Genomic DNA, 20079 nt, shown 5'->3' with positions numbered 1-20079 from the left:
TTAGAGGAATAGCTACTCGATATGACAAGCTCAAAAGAAATTATCAAAGTTCTGTTGCCTTAGCCTGTATATTTTTATGGCTACCGTTATAGGGTTAATTATGAACAGTAAGTGTCAACAGACCCTAAAGCCTGGTCACCCTGAAGCACTCCAAGCGACCCTTTCAGAAAGCCATAAGTTTTCCAGTTTTAACCTTTACCCACTTTCTCAATCCACTTGATTGAGCTGACCCGAAACACTTCACAAGCGCCATCACCGGTATCGGTTGGAGTTAAAGAGGATTTCCAGACGAGGTCTTTATCACGTACTTCCACCAGTTCCCCTTGCAAACGCACCAGGTCACCCCGTTTTACCTGTTTAATTGCTTTGGCAATTTGTGGATTGGCAGGGATGATGTGCATATTGGATACCATCTGTTTAGCCTGTTCAATAGGCACTGGCACGCGATCCATTTTCCAGTTCAGGTAACGGTTATACTGGTTGACTGTAATGTGCCGGGCAATTTCAGGTTGTGCAAACAGCCCCCAACTCACCGCATAATCGATCGGAGAGAACTTGGCCTGCTCATCGTCGGTATAAATTTTTGATCCCAGAATGCGGAAATCACCTTTAAACGGCTGCAAGACTGAAATAGATTGGTCTTTAGCCATCGGTGGCAGTCCTTTGGCAACATTATGGTCTACAGAAGTGTGACCATAAAGCGGTAGTAAAAGACTGGCCGCCAAAGCATAGTATCGAAGATGTTTGAACATAATTCTGTCTTTATTCCATCAAATCTTTTCAAGAATATCTTGCTTGATAGTACGATTTTTTTAATGAATAAATAGTTGAAATTAGTAACAAGTTGATCAATTTTGGTGAGCGGAGGGCTTTAGCTAATCTGATTATTTTCGGTTAATCTAAGCCTGTCTAAAAATCATTTGAATGCGACCATGCTGTATAAATTCTATCAACAACATATTTTTCCACATTTGCTAAATCAGGTCATGCAGACCCCATCCCTGATGGATTTACGCCGCGAATTATTATTGCCTATTACAGGTGAAGTCCTGGAAATTGGCTTCGGTACAGGATTAAATCTGCCTTTTTATCAGGCCGTCGATAAAGTCTATGCGCTGGAACCTAACCCGGACATTTTTAAACTAGCTCAGCAGCGTATCAGTCAAAGCCCTTTTGCGGTCGAACAGATTCAGGCCCGTGCAGAAGCCCTGCCTTTTGCAGAGAATAGTTTGGAAAATATCGTATCAACCTGGACCTTATGTAGTATTCCAGATCTGCACCAAAGTCTGCATGAAATTTACTGGGTTCTGAAGCCAGGCGGCCATTTTCATCTGGTTGAGCATGTGTTAAACCGAGAGCATCTCAACATTCAGCGCTTACAGCATTTACTCACCCCGATTCAGAAGAAAGTGGCAGATGGCTGTCATCTTAACCGGGATATTGAAACCGCTCTTTTAGAGGCTGGGTTTGAACTGGATGAAGTTCATTATATCGATGCAGAAGGTATTCCAAAGATTGGCCAGCGTATGCTGTTAGCTAGAGCGCATAAACCGCTTTAATCCAGCACTTTTAAATCAGTTATTCTAAACAGGCGGCATTGGGCTGATTTTGGATTGCTTTTTCCAACCTGAAATTCTTGCTGGCTGGTCGCTAATTTGACCTGTACCCAGTCACCTTGCAGCCAGATCCGCTGATCTGCTTTTAAACGGCGAACCTTATTGGCAACAGCTGCGCTGGCGGCAATCACACTCAGGTTCAGCAAATGAGGTTGAATGTTCGCAGGATTGGCTTGTGCGTCTGTAGCGGTCATATTAAAACAACGCCTGTCCTGCTCAAGCTTGAATGGTTTAAATACAGCACTGGATACTTCCGGTACTGCCAGTAACAGATCAATATTACTGACATAGGCCAGATCATTAAAACTTCCCACCACCGGACTGGCTGGATGAATGGTACGGCGCTCAGGCCCATAATACTGTTTAGCCAGTACGCGATATTCAGCCTGATGCGGCTCAATCGATTCTACCTGAAAATTTTTGAGTACCCCGGCCTGCTCCAGATTCGGGATCGCCCGAAAGTATTCCGACCAGATCCATAGTCCAAGCGCAAACAGTGCTGCGGCAATAATCAGTTTATCCATAGTGTAGCGTTGAAGCTTGCTGTCCTTCAGTCTTCAAAATCAATCCGGATGGTCTCAAAACGTACCCGCCCTTCCTGAATGGCTTGAGCAATTGCCATCTGGCCTTTGGTCAGACGTGCACCACCACTTTTAATATCAATCAAAACCACTTCAATATCTTCTGCCAGCCCCTCACCGTCACGAAAATCGGTATAACCATCAAAGACCACATAATCCACCGGATCACCTAAAAATTTGGCATCACTAGGCAGATATTGAAACTCTGGCATGATCGGTGCCAACTGCTCGGCCATTTTGCCTTTGAGTACCGCGCGACTGGTATTTACACTGCGTTTTTGTGCAGCGACTAAAGCTTGCTGATGTTCCAGCTCCAACTCGGCAATATATTGTTCATATTCTGCTTTAATTCGACCATTTCGCGTCTGGCCCAGAATCAGGGTAGTTAAAACCACTCCAATACAGGCACCAATCAGCATAGCCATTCCAATGGACATTCAATCTTCCTAATCTGCTTTATTTTGCTGCCTACCTTCGACTGAAGTTGAAAGGGTCTGCCATCCAGTAAGCCTGCAAAGAATGATATGCTAGGCGGGAGCAGAATTAAATCATCCCGGGTCATGAAAACTATTTTAATTGCAAATCAGAAAGGTGGCTGTGGTAAAACCATTACTGCGATTAGCCTGACAGCTGCCCTGGCACAAAAGGGTTATAAAGTTGCTCTGGCCGATGCGGACAGCCAGAAATCGACCTTGCAATGGTTGAAACATCGCCCAAAAGATGCCGCACCGATTCAGAGTCTGGACTGGCGAAATGCCAAATCGATTGGGGATGCGCCTAAAAATCTGGAATATCTGATTATCGATGCACCCGGAGCGCTGACTGAAGATCATGCCGAACAGCTAATTAGTGAAGCGGATGCCATCATTATCCCGCTGCAGCCTTCTTTTTTTGATATTGATTCTACGCGCCGTTTTCTCAAACATTTGCAGGATATTAAACGTATCCGTAAAGGCAAGGTTGAAATTCTGCTCCTCGCTAACCGCACCAAACCTAATGCAGCCAGTAATCAGGACATTCAGCAATTCTTTAATAAAATTGATCAGCAACCGGTTACCTGGATTTCTGAACGTGCACCCTATAGCCGACTGGCCATGCAAGGCCTGTCTATTTTTGATAAACAGCAGAAGATGTACCGTGAATTACAGGATCAATGGCAACCTTTATTGAATGCCATTATTGACGATCCAAGCCAATGGTTCTAGTTCTGTTATTTTTAGCCTCTTCTTTTTATTCTAAGGAAAATAATCGTACTACTTCCCGCACTATCGTTTTCGATCGCTTTTTTTTCAGTTAATATGCCTGACACGACCTAAAAAAATGAGCTTCTAAATTCAGTGCAACAGTACGCGCCTACACTACAAAAAGTCTTATTATTTGGACTATTTTTCATTCTGATTTTTTTGAGTTTTCACATACTCAAGTATTTCATCATTCCTGTAGTTTGGGCAGCCATTATTGCGTACATGACCTGGCCGCTGTATCAGTCGATCTTAAGAATGAGTGGCAATCGGCCGACACTGAGTGCGACCATTATGATTCTGGGTGTGATTCTGGTATTTGGTTTGCCTTTTATCTTTGCCATTTTTATGCTGCAACACGAAGGCCGGAACCTGTATTTTGAATTGCAGAAACAGGTATTCTCAGGTCATCTCAGCGTTCCAGATTTTATTCGCGGCCTGCCACTTGTAGGTAAGGAAATTACCCGCACCCTGAATGAGATTAATGCCGATCCAAATAGCATTGCACAAACCATTTCAGTCTGGATTCAGGGTCATCTGAATTACGGTAAAGTTGTGCTGAATGAAATCAGTAAAAATGTCTTCAAGCTGTGTTTTGCCGTGCTGTCGTTATTCTTCTTTTATCGTGATGGCCATACCATTCTGAATCAGGTGCGTAAAGCCTTTGAAATGGTAGTCGGTCCACGTATTCATCATTATCTGGCTACAATTTCGGATACTACACGTGCGGTGGTCTATGGCGTAGGTTTAACGGCGATTGCCCAGTCTTTACTGGCAGGTATCAGCTACTTTGTGGCTGGCGTACCGAACCCAATGGTACTGACCATTATCACCTTTATCTTTGCTTTAATTCCTTTTGGCCCTCCTGTTGCTTATGGTGCAGTTTCGCTATGGCTGTTCTCGCAAGGTCAAACCATTGAAGCCGTAGGAGTCATGATCTGGGGTGTCTGTATTGTGAGTACGGCAGATAATGTGATTCGTCCACTGGTCATTTCAGGTGCAACACAAATTCCATTCCTGCTGATCATGTTTGGTGTCTTAGGTGGCATTGCCAGTTTCGGTCTGGTCGGTGTCTTTATTGGACCGGTGATTCTAGCCGTACTACTGGCCATCTGGCGTGAATGGCTGCATGAAAGCAACTTGAATGAACCTTTGATGATGCCTAAAGCCACTATGGCGCATGAGGTTGAACCGAAGAAAAAATTCCGTCTGCGCCGCAACAAGACACCGAAATCACCAGACTGACTGGCTTAAACAAATTAAAACATTTAAGTACCGATTTTCCATAGTGCTTTTGGTCTTGCTCTGTTTCAATAGATTCCGAAAAGCAGAATAAAGATCAAGGTGTGATAATTATGTCTTCATTGTTTAAACTTACAGCTTTGTGCGCAGTCAGTGCCGCACTTTTTACCGGTTGCGCTTCAACCTCTACTTCGACTGAAAATGTTAAAACCGTGACCCTGAATGCAGTCTCTGCACAGGGCGTCGGTGAATCGATTGGTACCGTATTATTGAGTGACAGCCCGGCGGGCCTGGTGATTCGTACTAACCTGAAACAGCTTCCTGCGGGTGAGCGTGGTTTCCACATTCATGAAAATGGTTCATGTGCACCGGGTGAAAAAGATGGCAAACCAGGTGCTGCACTTGCTGCCGGCAGTCACTACAACCCGAATCAGGCACCTCATCATGGCACACCCATGACGGGTCATCTGGGTGACTTACCAGCCCTTAAAGTAAACACTGATGGTACAGCACGTGTGACTCTGCTTGCGCCACGCCTGAAACTGGCAGATGTTCAGGGTCGTGCCATCATGGTCCATGCAGGCGGTGATAACTATTCAGATGAACCGCAGCCATTAGGCGGTGGCGGTGAACGTATTGCATGTGGCGTAATCTGATTTATTACAGATTATTAGCATTCAAAAACGGGCTTCTTGCCCGTTTTTTAGTAGATATTTCTTTTGAAATTGGCGCTTAAATTGCATTCAAAACCGGCAGTCAAATACCACGGATCATATTCTTATGAATAGCTCAGATTCCATATTGCATCCTCTTCAGCACATACTTAAAAAAGCCCTGTTGCCTTTTCAGTCCAGTGCCTTGATGACTTACTGTTTGCAGATGTTTATTGTGCTTTCAGGAACGACTTTTGGTCTAAAACTTCTCGGCTATGAGACTTTGATTGTTCCGGTTACTTTAGGGGCAATTGCTACTGCCCTGACCGATTTTGATGACCGTTTAAGTTTAAGGCTACGCAATCTGGGGCTGGTCATGCTGCTGTTTTTTGCAGTCAGTAGCATGCTGGAATTTCTGCATCCCTATAAAGTCTGGTTTGCACTCTGGCTATCACTTTCTAGTGCCGTATTTATCTTGATGGGGGCTTTAAGACAGCGTTATGCCACCATTTCTTTTGGCACTGTATTGCTGTCCATTTACACTATGTTTGGCTTGGGAGAATATGCGCACTGGTACGAACAGCCGCTTTATTTTGTAGTTGGTGTGCTGTGGTATGGCCTGACTTCTATCCTATTTTATCTGATTCGTCCAACTTTACAGGTTCAGGAAAATCTGTCCATCAACCTGCAACAGATGGCCGAACTGCTATCGACCAAAGCCAAATTATTTGATCCCGATAATCAGAATAATGTCGAACCGCTGCTTTATGAACTTTCCTTAAAAAATACCCAAGTCATTGAAAGCTTTAACCACACCAAAGATTCTTTACTGACCCGACTCAAAGCCTCGCGCCCAAATCATAAAACTATTTACTGGCTGAATCTTTATTTTCTGACTCAGGATATTCATGAGCAGGCAACTGCTAACTATCTGCATTACGAGCAGATTCACCAGCATTTTAGCCGTACCGATCTGATTTTTCGCATTCAGAAAAATATTCACTTGCAGGCGCTTGCCTGCCAGCAGTTGGCTGCTTGCGTATTGCGTAATGAAACTTATCAACTTCCTGAACAGCATCAACTGGCACTCAAAGCATTAGAAGCCTCTATGCAGGACTGGATTGCCCAGCATCCACAGAATATTGAGGTAAAAAACTTACAGCTCATTCTGAGCAATCTGCTGAGTGTGCATGAACAGCTGCAACATTTGCAGGATGGACAAGCCATTTACCGTCCAGATTATCCAAAGTATTTTGATGATTCCAGCCTGTTTGATGATGATCTGCGTGGACCTGCGGATTTCTGGCTGAAATTAAAACCCCATTTGGGACCGCAATCGGCGCTGTTTCGTCATGCGGTGCGGATCGCTTTGGTCTTTCTGGTCGGCTATGCAATTTCTCTATTGCCCTTTGCCAAAAATGGCTACTGGATATTGCTGACCAGTCTGTTTGTATGCCAGATCAGTTATTTCGCTACCAAAAGCCGTTTAAAACTGCGGACTTTAGGTACTCTACTTGGGGTCGTTCTGGGAATTCCAATCCTGTATTTTGTACCAAGTATTGAAGGCCAGTTGCTGCTTACGGTGATTTTTGGTGTCGGCTTTTTCTATTTGCGCTCCAAGAAATATGCTATGGCCACATTGATGGCAACCTTGGTGGTACTGCTGATTTTTAATCTGAAAGGCGCAGGCTATGCTGTCATTCTGCCGAGAATTATCGATACCCTAATTGGCTGTCTGATCGCCTGGCTGGCGGTCAGCTGCATCTGGCCAGACTGGAATTTCCGTAATATTTCCAGCAATATCAAAAAATCTTCCCAAGCGACGCTGAACTATTTACTGGCTATTCTGGAGCAATATCAGCATGGCAAAAATAACAGCATTGCTTATCGGACAGCACGTCGTTTGGCCCACAATGCCCAGATTGACCTTTCCAATATGATTTCCAGTCTAAGTACCGAACCGAATCCAGATCCGGTGCTGATTCGCAATGCCTTCCGTTATCTGGTTTATAGCCACAGTCAGCTCAGTTATATTTCCGCATTGGGTAGCCATCGTGAACAGGTATCTGATCCGCAAATTCTGCAACTGCTCTCTGCCTGTCAGCAGACCTTAACCTCTGCCCTATCAAATCCTGAAAATGTACCGCAGCAGGACATTCAAGGCCAATTGGCAGAAATCCGGCAACTGAGTCAGCAGGAACATATTTCTACCCACCTGCTGCTGGTGCTTAAACAGATCAGTCTGTTACTGGAAACCTTGCCTGAATTATTGTCTCTAAGACAGCAATTACTGGTAGTTGAAATCAAATAACCAAGCGGAGCACTAGGATATAAGTATTTAAAATAATTAATTTTATCCTATAAATTTCATTTTGCTTAAATCGGCAGATTGGGTACACTCAAGCCTGATTGAATAGAACATAGAAGAGTGAGCGCGCGTGAATATTAAAACTTTGCGTCTGGTTGGATTGCTTGAAGGTATTTCATTTCTGCTGCTGTTATTTATTGCCATGCCGGTCAAGTACATGATGGATAACCCGATTCTGGTGAAATATATCGGCATGGGTCACGGCGTTCTTTTCGTGCTTTTTCTTGTGGTGTTATTTGCGGTCTGCGAAAAACAGAAATGGTCTCTGAGTATGTTTATTCTGGGCTTGATCGCGTCGATTCTGCCGTTTGGACCATTTATCTTTGATATGAAATTAAAGAAGTTGGAGCAGCCGGCTGAAGCTTAACTTTTGGATTCTAATCATTATTAAATCAATAATGGATGTTTTCTCTCCTTTTAGGAGATGAGTAGCACTGCTGCGCAAAGGTAAGGTTATTTTATTAATATTTCCCTCTCTCTCCCATAGGGAGAGAGAACATTCAATACTTTTATTTGAGGCACATCAAGTAAATAGCTTCATTCGATTAAATATTTAAGAGAAAGGAATTCTTTTAAAACTCCCCTCGCCCTTTTCTTTCCAGCATCACCTGTTTCAGCTGCATACGTGGCAAGCTAAACCACAGCGCAATTAAAATAAACGAGGCACCGCAATAAGCCCAAAGATCAAAAGCTTCATAAGCAATTCTGACCACTTCAATCACGATAAAGAAACTCAGCATCATCAAGATGGATACTGTTGCCGCAACCGTGCCTTTAGACACTTCAGATGACATCAGCGCAAACCGGTACAATACCGAAAAGCTGATCCCTTCACCCAGACTGATGCAAGTGGTACCGATAATCAGGCAATGCAGAAAATAATCCGGAATCAGCATTCCCACTAAAAGCAAAATGGTTCCGAACAGCATCAATGGCACACCCAGCATCACTGTTTTACCGAGCGGCATCTTGTCGATAATTTTTAGCAGAATGATATTGCCCAGAATCAGGCCATCCAATACCGGAAACTGAGCCAGGCCATATTGCATGCTGCTCAAGCCTAATTCTTCAACCAGAATCACGGGAGATAAGGCAATCCATAACATCAATGGCAAGCTCACCAGTGGCAATGCCATGGTCATAATCACAAAACGCTTATTTTTCAGGACCTGTTTAAAGTCATCGATAATATAGCTGAGTGGCTGTTTGGGAATACTGATATTCGAATTCGGCATCTTCGCTTTTAGTCCAAACCAGCTCAGAAATGCCAGACAGGCAATGCCGATAAAACCCCAGTGCCATGAGACATGGTCAATCATAAAGGCACCGACTACTGGCCCTAAAAGTGGTGCCAGCAAGGAGACATTGGCCATAAGTGCCATGACTTTAATGGCATCGCGTTCTTCAAAACTTTCCTGAATCGCGGCATAACCCACAGCAGCAATAAAGGACAAGCCAAAACCTTGTAAAAAGCGCAGGAACAGAAAGCTTTGAATATTCGGTGTGAGTAAAATCGCCAGACAGCAGATTACAAAAAATGCTACGCCACCGAGCAGGACTTTTTTACGGCCTAATCGGTCTGATAAGGGTCCTAAAATTGCGGCAACAAATGCCCCACCTAACAGGAAAAAGGACATAGAAGATGGTGCCCAGGAACTGCTTACGCCAAAATCACGGGTAATGGCCAACATGGCCGGCTGGATCAGGTCATTACAGATATAGACGGAGAATTCAAACAGCACCAGTGCCAGAGGAAACATCAGTGTGGCACGGGTCAGTTTGTGGGTTTGGGCGTTTTGCATGGGAGTTGTTATTGCCAGTCTGTCCATTAATAGCAGACCGAACTTTATCTAAAATAGAAAGAAATAATTTTAGCAGAGATCGGATTTAAAGTATTTTGAACTTTAACTGTTCTCAACCGATTTCTTCATTTTAAAAGATTCAGCTAAAACTTTATTTGCCTCTGTCAGTAATTTGACTTGTTCCAACGAATTATCAGAATTTGAATCAGCTTTCGAATCGTTATAAAGTTCCTGTCCAAAGAAACGATCTGCTAAATGTTTCCGAAGTTCTAAACGATCCTCATCTTTAAATTCACGGGCATAAAGTGGGAAAGAAGCGAGTTCAGTTCCCAACATTCTGGCTTTATATGCCACTTTACGATGTTTAGAAGATTCACGAGCTAAGTACCAAGCAGGTGTAGTTAAGCTAAAAAGCATCAATGTTTTGATTAGACTTTCCCAACCAAGTGGAATATGAATATAGGTACTATCTCTTAAATGATTCCAATTTTGGATAGAGATGTTAAGAAAACCCAATATCAATATTGTTCCAATAATTGCAAAAATACCTAAAGCCCAATTTCTATATTTGTTTGCTATCGAAACTTCTTCCTCATGAATTTCATCATATAATTTTTTAATTAAGCTATTATTTTTATCGTCTATATCCTGATTTAATAAATACTTCTTTACTCTTAACTCTTCAACTAATTGATTAGCTTCACTCTGTAATTTCAAAACATCTTCATTATTAAAAGAAATTCTTAATTGTTCTTTATGTATATCAAATAGTTGTCTGTTTATTTTTCTATAGCTTCTTTCTAAATTATCTTTATCTATATTAAAGGGAAATCTAATTCATCAGTATCAGCGAATTTATACTGGCTATCAAATACCCCTAATACTTTTCTTGCAGTTCTTTCTGCTTCAAAGACTTCATCTAAATTGAAATGAGGATTCGCGTATTTTAATCTAGTTAGTAAAGACTCTAATAAATCGGTATGCTGTTCTAGCCGTTTAGAAAACTCCTCAAATCTATAGAGAATAAGAAGCTGTACTAAATCTAAGTAATCAAAAGTATTGTATGGGGCAGAATCAAATAATTTTTGTAGTTCATAACTTATATTACTAAGCACAGTTTCTATATTAATATCGTTTTTCATATCGCCCCAAAAAGCAAAAAAGCGCATCCTGAAGATACGCTTTTAACGAAGTTTTGTTTAAAGATCAAACATTATTATGGACAGACTGCCTTCTGGAAAGTTTTGGTATTTGAACCGCGTACACACTGATAGAGCTTTTCAGTATTGTGCATTTTCCAGTTCTTCTCTTCTTTTCTAAAATGATAAATGGTCTGAATCGATCTCACCGAGTCATCCATCAAACCTGTTTCAGTTACTTTTACCTGTCCAACCGTCGGTGACTCAACACGATTAAAGAACTGACGTATCTCGACTGTTGCCAGTTCTTCACGCAGGTCAGGCCTCATTTTAAGCACCTGATCCAAAGGTGTATCCGAAGAAGACTGCACTTTTGCAATCACTTTCTGGGTGGTTGTACAACCTGATGTCATCACACCCAGACCTAAAATTGTAACCGCCAATAACCGTAACATATTGTTTAACCCAGATTATCTTTATTATGCAGAAATTATCATGCCGGGCTTTTCAGCTTAACGCTATTTAGACTCTGTAAGCCCAGTTACAGAGCAATAAAAAAAGCGCACCTTTCGATGCGCTTTTGTAAATCTATTCCGATTAAAGATCAAATAGTTTGCCTGGGTTCATGATGCCATTTGGATCGAACACTTTTTTCAAGGCTTTCATGTATTCGATTTCTTCAGCTGAACGGGTGTATTCAAGATAAGGTTTCTTGGTCATACCCACACCATGTTCCGCAGAAATTGAACCGTCATATTTTTTCACAGTATCAAATACGTACTTGTTCACGACTTGGCATTTCGCAAAGAATTCATCTTTGGTCAGGTCAGCCGGTTTCAGGATATTCAAGTGCAGGTTACCGTCACCGATATGACCGAACCAGCAGATTTCGAAATCTGGGTAGTTTTCATTCACGATCGCATCGATTTCTTTAATGAATGCCGGTACGTGAGTGATCAGTACAGAGATGTCATTTTTGTATGGAATAAATGGAGCAATCGACTCAGAAATGTCTTCACGCAGACGCCATAAGCTATGTGCTTGCTCAAGACTTTGGCTCATCACGCCATCCAGCACCCAACCTTGCTCCATACAGTGCTCGAAGATTTCCATTGCCTTGTCCATAATTGGCTCAAACGGCGCTTCAAATTCAAGCAATACATAGAATGGACATTCAGTTTCAAATGGACGCTGTACGTGACCATTGGCCAGTACTTTTTGCATCGCTAGCTCACCGAAGAACTCGAATGCAGTCAGGTCAATCTTCGCCTGGAAGGCATGCAATACTGGCATGATCGCATCAAAATCAGGTACACCCAGTACCAGCACTTGCAGGTCGTGTGGCTGACGCTCAAGTTTGATTTCTGCTTCAGTGACTAACCCTAAGGTACCTTCACCACCGATAAACAGATGTTGTAACGCATAACCCGTTGCGTTCTTGATCATGCCCTTGTTCAGACGCAGTACATCACCTTTACCAGTCACCACAGTCAGGCCAAGCACCCAGTTACGGGTCATGCCGTATTTGATCACTTTAATCCCGCCAGCATTGGTGCCGATGTTCCCGCCGATCTGGCTTGAACCAGAAGAGGCAAAATCAACCGGGTAATACATGCCCTGCTCTTCAGCATAGTTTTGCAACTGTTCAGTCACCACACCTGCCTGTACGCGCACCATACGGTCTGCCGGAAAGAATTCCAGAATCTGGTTCATCTTGTCCATGCTTACCACAATCTCGCCATTCGCAGCGACAGCACCTGCAGAAAGACCAGTACGACCACCTGATGGAGTCACTGCAACATTGAACTGATTGGCAAGCTTCACAATTGCTTGAACCTGTTCAGTCGAAGATGGGAAAACGATGACCGATGGGTTTGGATCAAAGTGTTTGGTATGATCACGACCCCAATTCTGGAGGCTGTCCGCATCAGTTTTAATACGGTTTTCACCCACAATTGCAGTCAATTGGGTCAATAACTCTGGGGTTAAAGCGACTGGAGCATTCATCGTTTGCAGACCTAGCATGAATTAAACAAGAGAGACCTCGCCAGTTTATTTGTATATTTTTCAGGCATTAAAACCTGTATACAAAGCAGGCGAAACATGATGATTAAAGCACCAAAACTGGCAGCTTAAACAGCATGGCGCAATATTATAAGCTATTTTTGGGGCTTTCCCTTAAAAAATGACAATTTTGATAATATACCTTTGAAAATGATAGTTTAATTCAACCAGTTCTATCATTTTCACTACTATCACTTGCAAAAATAGCTGATATTGTAGTCATCAAGGAAATGTATAACCGCCCCATTCCTGTGCTATTATACGGCGACTAAATTTGGCCTTTGTAGCGGAGCCGTAATGAGCCAACATCTATCTCTACCTAAAGATAAAATCCGTTTTCTATTGTTAGAAGGCGTTCACCAGAACGCAATCGACACATTGAATGCAGCTGGATATACCAATATCGACTATCGCAAAACAGCGCTTGAGGGTGAAGCACTGAAAGAAGCGATTAAAGATGCACACTTCATTGGTATCCGTTCCCGTACTCAGCTTACTGAAGAAGTGTTTGAAGCTGCGAACAAACTGATCGCGGTAGGTTGTTTCTGTATCGGTACTAACCAGGTGAATCTGGATGCAGCAATGCGTCGCGGTATTCCGGTATTCAACGCACCGTATTCAAATACACGTTCGGTTGCTGAACTTGTACTTGCTGAAGCGATTCTTCTGCTTCGCCGTGTACCTGAAAAATCTACAGATACACATGCAGGCGGCTGGAACAAATCTGCTGTAGGTTCGTTCGAAACTCGTGGTAAGACTTTAGGTATCGTTGGTTACGGTTCAATTGGTTCACAACTTTCTGTCCTTGCTGAAAGCCTGGGTATGAAAGTGATCTATTTCGACACAGTGACTAAATTACCACTGGGTAATGCACGTCAGGTCGGCACAATGGGCGAACTTCTTGCAAATGCTGATGTTGTTTCTATTCACGTTCCTGATGTTCCGTCTACACGTAACTTCATGACCAAAGAACAATTCGCGCAAATGAAAGAAGGCTCTATCTTCATCAATGCAGCACGTGGTACATGTGTGGTGATCGAAGATCTGGCTGAAGCATTGAAATCTGGCCATCTTGCGGGTGCTGCGGTTGATGTATTCCCTAAAGAGCCTAAAGCGAACGGTGAAGAATTTGTTTCTCCATTACGTAACATTCCAAATGTGATCCTGACTCCACACGTGGGCGGTTCTACTATGGAAGCTCAGGCGAACATCGGTCTGGAAGTTGCTGAGAAATTTGTGGCTTATTCAGATAAAGGTATGACGCTTTCTGCGGTGAACTTCCCAGAAATCGCGCTTCCATTAACTGAAGGCAAACACCGTCTGCTTCACATCCACAAAAACATTCCGGGTGTGCTGTCTAAGATCAACAACCTGTTTGCTGAACACGGCATCAACATCTCTGGTCAGACTTTAATGACCAAAGGCGATGTGGGTTACCTGGTGATGGATGTAGACGCAACTGCATCTCAAGAAGCACTCGATACTTTACACAACCTTGAAGGTACAATCCGCGTTCGCGTATTGTTCTAATTCAGGTTTTTAAAAAGCCACAGTCTTCGGGCTGTGGTTTTTTTATTGCTTAAAGGTTTTTATTTTTAAGCCTACTCAGCTGATGCTGCTCTTCCGCTCTTCGAGAAATCGAAACAAATTTAGTCATGCCAAATCTTAAAATTGCACCTATGGTGCAAGCGCCGCTGATTCTGCTGATCGCGATGATCAGCATGCAGAGCAGCGGCTCCTTTGCCAAATATCTGTTTGGCCAGTTCCCGATCCTGACCGTTTCTGCCATGCGCCTGCTATTGGGTGCATTGATTCTGGCGCTCATTTTTAAAGTCTGGCAGATCAATTTCCGCCAGGTCAGATGGCCAGCCATTATCAGCTATGGCTTGGCATTAGCTGGCATGAACATGCTGTTTTATCTGGCGATTGACCGATTGCCGATTGGGATCGCGGTCTCTTTTGAATTTATTGGTCCCTTAAGTGTTGCCCTGTTTTATGCCCGGCAGAAATTTGATTTTGTCTGGGTGGGATTGGCCATTCTGGGGCTGGTTCTGTTGTTTCCCTTTGATCAGGCTGCACAACCGCTTGATCCGATTGGCATCCTGTTTGCCTTAGGCGCGGGTTCCTGCTGGGCACTGTATATCGTGGCCGGACAAAAACCTTCGGGTGTATCAGGGAATCATACCGTGTGTCTGGGCATGTTCGTCGGCATGCTGGTGCTGATGCCGATTGCACTGTTCGCGGGAATGCCTGCTCATGTGTTTGAGCCAAGCAGCCTCATGTATTTTGTTATTTTGGCTGCACTTGCCAGTGCCTTACCCTTTACTTTGGAAATGATTGCACTGCGTAATTTAACCGCATTGAGTTTTGGCACTCTAATGAGCCTGGAACCTGCGGTTGCAGCACTCTCCGGTTTTGTATTCTTAGGCGAGACTTTATTGTGGACACAATGGCTGGCACTGGCCACTATTATCAGTGCGTCGATTGGCTGTACGGTGACAACACAAAGAAGAAAGCATTAAATAAAAAAGGCGCTCAAGCGCCTTTTTTAAAATGATTGATTTAATTTTAGCGTGGCGCTGCATCTTTAATAGCTGTATTTAATGCAGTAGCTGCTGTCACATTATAGCCATCACATGCCGAAGCAAGATGGTCATACAGGTAATCTGTCCATTTGAGCATTAGAGGAGTTGCACCCTCTTCCCTTAAATTGTCCAAGGCAGCTTTTCTTGCTTGAGCAATATAATCGGCATGATCAATATGTTCCCCATGTTCCGAGAAAGTACTTGAATAAATTTCACCCTGATATTCGATTGCACCAAAGTATTTGTAATATTGCTGCGCATCGTCTTTATATTCGGCTTTTTTAAATTTCAGGTTAGCCATCGTGCCATCTAAAATGGTTTTCGCCATCTCTTGAACAGACTCGCCTGTCTGCCATTCAGACAGTGTACGATAGCCAGTTTTGATATCCGGATCAAATTCAATAAATTCTTCCTCAGGATGCTCCGCCAGAATACGGAAACATTTAGATCCGTTCGGGAAAGTACGCGCCTTCTGCAAACCGACAAAATTGGTAGCAAACTGATTGTAATATTTACGTTCAGCATCCGTGGTATCAGTATCAAAGAAAACTCTGGTCTCGGTATCGTCATACATCTTCACGACAGCAATATTGGTACGTTCAGTTAAGGCTTTACCTGACAGGTCGTACCACTCCAGGTGTCGATGATTGCTGATGTTATTTTCCGGAATAGTGACGGGACGACTGGTAAATTGTTCAGAAGTATTTTCCAGTACTTTTTCCAGTTTATAGCCTAATGCTGTACGGGCACGATCTGCAGGGAATACGCCTTTCTCTGTGACATAAATTGGGAAGGTCATATCCTCATCAAGATCATATTCAGTATCAACAGCCCGGTTATCATCTGCATACAAGATGCCGTCAGTAATTTTATTTTTATGACTGGCCAATAGAAGCTTTTCCGACTCCATATCTGAAGCATCAATATTCGGCAGGTTGAACTGATAGGTATAGAATTCAGAAATCGTATCTGATGTTCCATCACCATTATCCGGGGTTCCAGGATTGCTCGGATTACCAGGATTGGTTGGGGTTGGTTGACCTGCGACTGGCTCTTTATTATCAGAATCAGAGCCACCACATGCAGTCAGCATAAGGCTCAAGACAGCACAAGAGAGTAATCTTAATTTCATTATTATCTACCTTATTATTTTTTCATCGTTTTATTTTTCATTGTTATTTTAAAGTTGACCCAAATCATGAGGTCTAAGCCATTTTAATAAATATAAAATTAAGATCAAATTAAAAATTGATTAATTTGTAACCACAATCTCATCAATAATTAACCTTGAATTTAATTTTTTCGGTGAGGGACGAAATCAAAAATTTAAATTCACTGATCCTAAATCTGCTTCGTATTCACAAAATATTCTTCTGCCCTACTCATCAAAAATTAACCAGTTTGATATACTTCCGCTTTCTTCTGTATCTCGATTATACCCTTCTGGTATAAGTAGTTTCTCCCATGCCAAACGTCCAACTTCTTGCTGTATTGTACATGGTTCTCTCCATGACTTCATACCAGATCAGTGCATCCTTCGCCAAGCAACTTTTCCTGGTGCTTGACCCGATCACTGTCACTATTTTAAGACTCTGCTTTGCCGCCATTATTGTCTGTATCATGTTCCGTTCCTGGAAAGTTATTCGACGTTTACAATTCCTGAAATGGCAGGATCTGCTCTGCTATAGCGCTTCTCTGGGCGTGATGAATATCCTGTTCTATATGTCGCTAGGGAAACTTCCTCAAGGGATTGCAGTCGGACTGGAATTTATTGGCCCGCTAGGACTGGCCTTAATTTCGATTCAGAACCGTAAGGACTATGTCTGGGTGCTACTGGCAATTTTAGGTATTGTGCTGATGGTGCCATGGGGGGAAGCCAATAGCAGTAACTTTGACCTGTTTGGTGCAGCCTGCGCCTTAGGGGCCGGCCTCTGCTGGGCCCTATATATCTATTTTGGGCAACGCGTGGTACAGCAAAATATCGGGATGCATGCACTGACGATTGCCATCAGTATTTCAGCCCTGTGTTTACTACCAATTGGCCTATATAACAACACCTCTGCTTTGATTGATACTCAATATTGGGGCAAGGCCATTACTATTGCAGTGCTGGCAACAGCCATTCCTTATGCGCTGGATTTAAAAGCGCTCCAGCACTTGAATAAAACCAGTTATGGTACGCTTTCCAGTCTGTCTCCAGCTCTGGCGGCACTGGTAGGTTTTATTTTGCTGGGTGAAAAAATTACGCTACTTCAAACCGTCGCACTGGTTTGTATTATGCTGGCTTCAGTTGGCGTGACCATGCGGGAAGCACGACAGCAATATAAAACCCGGAAAATAGAAAGCTGAATAAATAAAAAAAGATGGCACTCTGGCCATCTTTTTTTGTCATGAAAATTTGAATTTAAATAAATTTAAATATTAGCTTTTAACCAGCATGTCTTTTTTCATTTCTTTATAACGCTGATATTCAGTTTTGTACTGATCCGCTAAAGCCTGTTTTTGTTCATCTCCCAGAATTTTTCCGGCCTGCTGGAAGAAAGCATGCTCTTCTTCTTTCAAATGATGATGTACCTTATCTGACAGTTTCTTGGCAATTGCAATCCAGCTTGGGCTACTAAATTCAGTTTCAGTCAGTTCCTCAATCATTTCATCCATCTCATGATGTTCTGCCAAGGCGTGACGGGTAATGTTCAGGCCGGGATCTGTCATCATCAAGGGAATATAAAAGTAACGGTCTTCTGCGGTTTCATGCGCAAACAGTTCATTCTTCAGCTGTTTGAACAACTCACGACGTTCTGGCGAATCCCCCGAAGTTTGCAGTAATTTTTCTGCCAGATCACGCTGGATTTCATGACTTTCCCTTAATGCTTCAAAAATGGTGGTCATGTAATTTTTCTCCTGTTTTTGTCATGCCTTTGCTCCAGCATAGAGTGAAACCGGCAAATGGTCAGGAATATTTATAAGGCGAATTTGTATAAAAAACTTTAATATTGAGAATAGTTTACATCTATTTTTAGGCTAAAAACATCTGATAAGCCATACGGCAAATCAGCAAACTGACCAGGATCAGAAACAGAATCCGGATAAAACCGCTGCCATATTTGAAGGCCAGTTTAACTCCTAATAGCGAACCGCAAATATTGGCAGCCGCCATCATGGCACCGACTAGAAACAGCACATGACCTGTAGGAATAAAGAAACTCAGTGCCGCCAAGTTGGTAGTGAAATTGGCAATTTTCGATAAAGCTGAGGCATGCAAGAAATCCACGCTCAGATAACGGATAAAGAAAAAGATAAAGAAACTGCCCGTGCCTGGGCCAAAAATTCCGTCATAGAAACCGATAGCCAGACTGCCTAGTGCTGCCAGTATCAGCATCTTTTTATTCAGCTTTTGCTCGACATGTACCCGACCAAACTGCTTTTTCATGAAAGTATAAATCGCAATCACGATCAGCATAATCAGCACAAAAGGCTTGAGAATATCCACCGGAATCAAGGTGACACTGGCTGCTCCAATAAATGAGCTAATAAAGCTGCACAGCGCAATTACACCAAGTAAAACCCATGGCAGTTTGACCTGTCTAAGATAGGAAAAGGCTGCCGAGCCTGTACCAAAAATAGAGGCCAGCTTGTTAGTGCCAAATACCGTGGCAGGTTGCAACTGCGGCAGACTGCTCATAATCGCCGGGATCTGGATCAGACCGCCACCACCGACAGCAGCGTCAATCGCTCCGGCCATAAAGGCAAAAAGCACCAGACTGAGGATAATCTCGATGTCCATTGTTATTCAACGCGCCTAGAGATTAAGAACACGTTTAGGTACCAGACGTTTTTTATCCGTGATTTCAGCCAGGCCTAAGCATTTCTCGCCATCAAAAACCAGCACCTGTGGCTCTGCCGAATGGTCGATATTACTTTCCATACCCCGGCTAAAATATTCTGCACGGCCTTCCGGTGCCTGAATCTGCGGGAAATACTGTACCGGTGCATAAGCTGGCAGTAATAGTGCTTCACGTTCTGCCTCAGTTAAGCTTTCCAGATATTCAATGGTATAGCTTGGAATAAGGTCAAAATGACCGGTTTGAATCCGGTGCAGATAAGTCAAATGACCATAAGTACCGAGTGCTTTGGCAATATCTTCGCCGAGTACCCGAATATAAGTACCTTTGGAACAGGTCACATCCAGCGTAATGCTATTTTCAGTAAAAGATAAAAGCTCAATTGCATAAATGGTAATTGGACGTGCTTCACGTTCGATTTCAATGCCCTTACGCGCCAGCTCGTACAGCGGACGACCTTCTTTTTTCAGAGCCGAATACATCGGTGGCACTTGCTGGATCTCACCGACAAACTTGGCAATTGTCTCCTGAATCAACTCTTCATTCAGTTCAGGCACTGGTTTTTCCAGCAGAATCTCTCCTTCGACATCACCTGTCGTAGTGCTATGTCCCAGAAAAACTGTGGTCTGGTAACGCTTGGTTGAATCCAGCAGATAATGCGAAAACTTGGTCGCCTCACCCAGACAGATCGGTAAAAGACCGGAGGCCAAGGGATCTAGTGCACCAGTATGTCCAGCTTTTTGCGCACGATATAACCAGCGTACTTTTTGCAATGCAGCATTCGAGCTGATGCCTAGAGGCTTATTTAATAGAAATACACCGCTGATATGACGACGCTGAATTTTAGGAGATGAGGATTTCATGGCAAAAAGTCAGACATTTTATAAATTGGCGCAATGGTAAAACCCCAGCCAATTATTTACAACTTTTCTACAGCATATAAGGT

Annotated in this window: 21 protein-coding genes and 1 pseudogene; 10 read left to right on the top strand and 12 right to left on the bottom strand. The window is 43.1% G+C overall.

Going from position 1 to position 20079, the window contains the following annotated elements:
- Positions 1 to 92, top strand: a pseudogene (locus tag FTU01_RS02820) (IS5/IS1182 family transposase); the annotation flags it as partial.
- A 96-nt stretch (positions 93 to 188) separates the two neighbouring features.
- Here the strand turns inward: FTU01_RS02820 and FTU01_RS02815 are convergent.
- Positions 189 to 752 carry a hypothetical protein gene (locus FTU01_RS02815; RefSeq protein ID WP_004787012.1) on the bottom strand — a complete coding sequence of 188 codons (564 nt, stop codon included), beginning with the start codon at positions 750 to 752 and terminating at the stop codon, positions 189 to 191.
- 180 nt (positions 753 to 932) lie between these two features.
- Between FTU01_RS02815 and FTU01_RS02810 the strand changes: the two genes are divergently transcribed.
- A complete protein-coding gene (locus tag FTU01_RS02810; protein WP_180130846.1) occupies positions 933 to 1559 on the top strand; it encodes a class I SAM-dependent methyltransferase in 627 nt (208 codons plus the stop codon).
- Here the strand turns inward: FTU01_RS02810 and FTU01_RS02805 are convergent.
- On the bottom strand, positions 1556 to 2140 hold the full coding sequence (locus FTU01_RS02805; protein WP_180138072.1) for a hypothetical protein: 585 nt from the start codon (positions 2138 to 2140) through the stop codon (positions 1556 to 1558). The two genes, FTU01_RS02810 and FTU01_RS02805, sit on opposite strands and share 4 nt — an antisense overlap.
- Positions 2141 to 2166: 26 nt before the next feature.
- A complete protein-coding gene (locus FTU01_RS02800) occupies positions 2167 to 2634 on the bottom strand; it encodes a Holliday junction resolvase-like protein (RefSeq protein WP_004787020.1) in 468 nt (155 codons plus the stop codon).
- Between the two features lie 123 nt (positions 2635 to 2757).
- Between FTU01_RS02800 and FTU01_RS02795 the strand changes: the two genes are divergently transcribed.
- The 5 genes from FTU01_RS02795 (at position 2758) to FTU01_RS02775 (ending at position 8068) form a co-directional block, all read left to right on the top strand.
- Positions 2758 to 3402: a ParA family protein gene (locus FTU01_RS02795; RefSeq protein WP_179992145.1), complete on the top strand. Its 645-nt coding sequence runs from the start codon at positions 2758 to 2760 to the stop codon at positions 3400 to 3402.
- Positions 3403 to 3534: 132 nt separating this feature from the next.
- Positions 3535 to 4683, top strand: a complete 1149-nt coding sequence (locus FTU01_RS02790) for an AI-2E family transporter (protein WP_180130844.1) — start codon at positions 3535 to 3537, stop codon at positions 4681 to 4683.
- 110 nt (positions 4684 to 4793) lie between these two features.
- Positions 4794 to 5336 (top strand): superoxide dismutase family protein, encoded by a 543-nt coding sequence (sodC, locus tag FTU01_RS02785; RefSeq protein ID WP_180003255.1) that lies wholly within the window; start codon positions 4794 to 4796, stop codon positions 5334 to 5336.
- A 205-nt stretch (positions 5337 to 5541) separates the two neighbouring features.
- Complete coding sequence (gene yccS / locus FTU01_RS02780) at positions 5542 to 7644, top strand: YccS family putative transporter (protein ID WP_257233475.1); 2103 nt, start codon at positions 5542 to 5544, stop codon at positions 7642 to 7644.
- Positions 7645 to 7771: 127 nt separating this feature from the next.
- Positions 7772 to 8068, top strand: a complete 297-nt coding sequence (locus FTU01_RS02775; protein ID WP_004787034.1) for a DUF3817 domain-containing protein — start codon at positions 7772 to 7774, stop codon at positions 8066 to 8068.
- Positions 8069 to 8273: 205 nt separating this feature from the next.
- On the opposite strand, the gene FTU01_RS02770 is transcribed toward FTU01_RS02775, so the two are convergent.
- The 5 genes from FTU01_RS02770 to FTU01_RS02750 all read right to left on the bottom strand — a co-directional run bounded on the left by FTU01_RS02770 (position 8274) and on the right by FTU01_RS02750 (position 12649).
- The gene (locus FTU01_RS02770) at positions 8274 to 9503 is read right to left on the bottom strand and encodes an MFS transporter (protein ID WP_180138068.1); all 1230 of its coding nucleotides are present in this window, start codon (positions 9501 to 9503) and stop codon (positions 8274 to 8276) included.
- Positions 9504 to 9605: 102 nt separating this feature from the next.
- Entirely contained in the window at positions 9606 to 10220 is a 615-nt protein-coding gene (locus FTU01_RS02765; protein ID WP_180138065.1) for a hypothetical protein, read from the bottom strand.
- 98 nt (positions 10221 to 10318) lie between these two features.
- Positions 10319 to 10645 (bottom strand): hypothetical protein, encoded by a 327-nt coding sequence (locus tag FTU01_RS02760; protein ID WP_180138063.1) that lies wholly within the window; start codon positions 10643 to 10645, stop codon positions 10319 to 10321.
- Positions 10646 to 10719: 74 nt separating this feature from the next.
- Positions 10720 to 11097: a hypothetical protein gene (locus FTU01_RS02755; RefSeq protein WP_004787040.1), complete on the bottom strand. Its 378-nt coding sequence runs from the start codon at positions 11095 to 11097 to the stop codon at positions 10720 to 10722.
- Positions 11098 to 11239: 142 nt separating this feature from the next.
- Positions 11240 to 12649 (bottom strand): FAD-binding oxidoreductase, encoded by a 1410-nt coding sequence (locus FTU01_RS02750; RefSeq protein WP_180138061.1) that lies wholly within the window; start codon positions 12647 to 12649, stop codon positions 11240 to 11242.
- A gap of 354 nt (positions 12650 to 13003) precedes the next feature.
- Here FTU01_RS02750 and serA point away from each other — a divergent pair, with 354 nt between their 5' ends.
- Together serA and FTU01_RS02740 are read left to right on the top strand one after the other, a co-directional pair.
- On the top strand, positions 13004 to 14236 hold the full coding sequence (gene serA, locus FTU01_RS02745; protein WP_005233651.1) for a phosphoglycerate dehydrogenase: 1233 nt from the start codon (positions 13004 to 13006) through the stop codon (positions 14234 to 14236).
- 125 nt (positions 14237 to 14361) lie between these two features.
- Positions 14362 to 15228 carry a DMT family transporter gene (locus FTU01_RS02740; protein WP_180138059.1) on the top strand — a complete coding sequence of 289 codons (867 nt, stop codon included), beginning with the start codon at positions 14362 to 14364 and terminating at the stop codon, positions 15226 to 15228.
- Between the two features lie 46 nt (positions 15229 to 15274).
- Here FTU01_RS02740 and FTU01_RS02735 read toward each other — a convergent pair whose 3' ends face one another.
- Positions 15275 to 16423 (bottom strand): hypothetical protein, encoded by a 1149-nt coding sequence (locus FTU01_RS02735; RefSeq protein ID WP_180138057.1) that lies wholly within the window; start codon positions 16421 to 16423, stop codon positions 15275 to 15277.
- A gap of 332 nt (positions 16424 to 16755) precedes the next feature.
- Here FTU01_RS02735 and FTU01_RS02730 point away from each other — a divergent pair, with 332 nt between their 5' ends.
- On the top strand, positions 16756 to 17640 hold the full coding sequence (locus tag FTU01_RS02730; RefSeq protein ID WP_125279700.1) for a DMT family transporter: 885 nt from the start codon (positions 16756 to 16758) through the stop codon (positions 17638 to 17640).
- A gap of 72 nt (positions 17641 to 17712) precedes the next feature.
- Here the strand turns inward: FTU01_RS02730 and FTU01_RS02725 are convergent, their stop codons facing one another.
- The 3 genes from FTU01_RS02725 to truB all read right to left on the bottom strand — a co-directional run bounded on the left by FTU01_RS02725 (position 17713) and on the right by truB (position 19996).
- The gene (locus FTU01_RS02725; RefSeq protein ID WP_179992156.1) at positions 17713 to 18180 is read right to left on the bottom strand and encodes a hemerythrin domain-containing protein; all 468 of its coding nucleotides are present in this window, start codon (positions 18178 to 18180) and stop codon (positions 17713 to 17715) included.
- 127 nt (positions 18181 to 18307) lie between these two features.
- Complete coding sequence (locus tag FTU01_RS02720; RefSeq protein WP_004787054.1) at positions 18308 to 19075, bottom strand: TSUP family transporter; 768 nt, start codon at positions 19073 to 19075, stop codon at positions 18308 to 18310.
- 15 nt (positions 19076 to 19090) lie between these two features.
- Entirely contained in the window at positions 19091 to 19996 is a 906-nt protein-coding gene (truB, locus tag FTU01_RS02715) for a tRNA pseudouridine(55) synthase TruB (protein WP_180047829.1), read from the bottom strand.
- Between the last annotated feature and the right edge of the window lie 83 nt (positions 19997 to 20079).

It is taken from the genome of Acinetobacter sp. YH12043, from assembly GCF_013419915.1.
Taxonomy (GTDB): domain Bacteria; phylum Pseudomonadota; class Gammaproteobacteria; order Pseudomonadales; family Moraxellaceae; genus Acinetobacter.
This window is presented reverse-complemented; position numbering and strand designations above follow the sequence as displayed.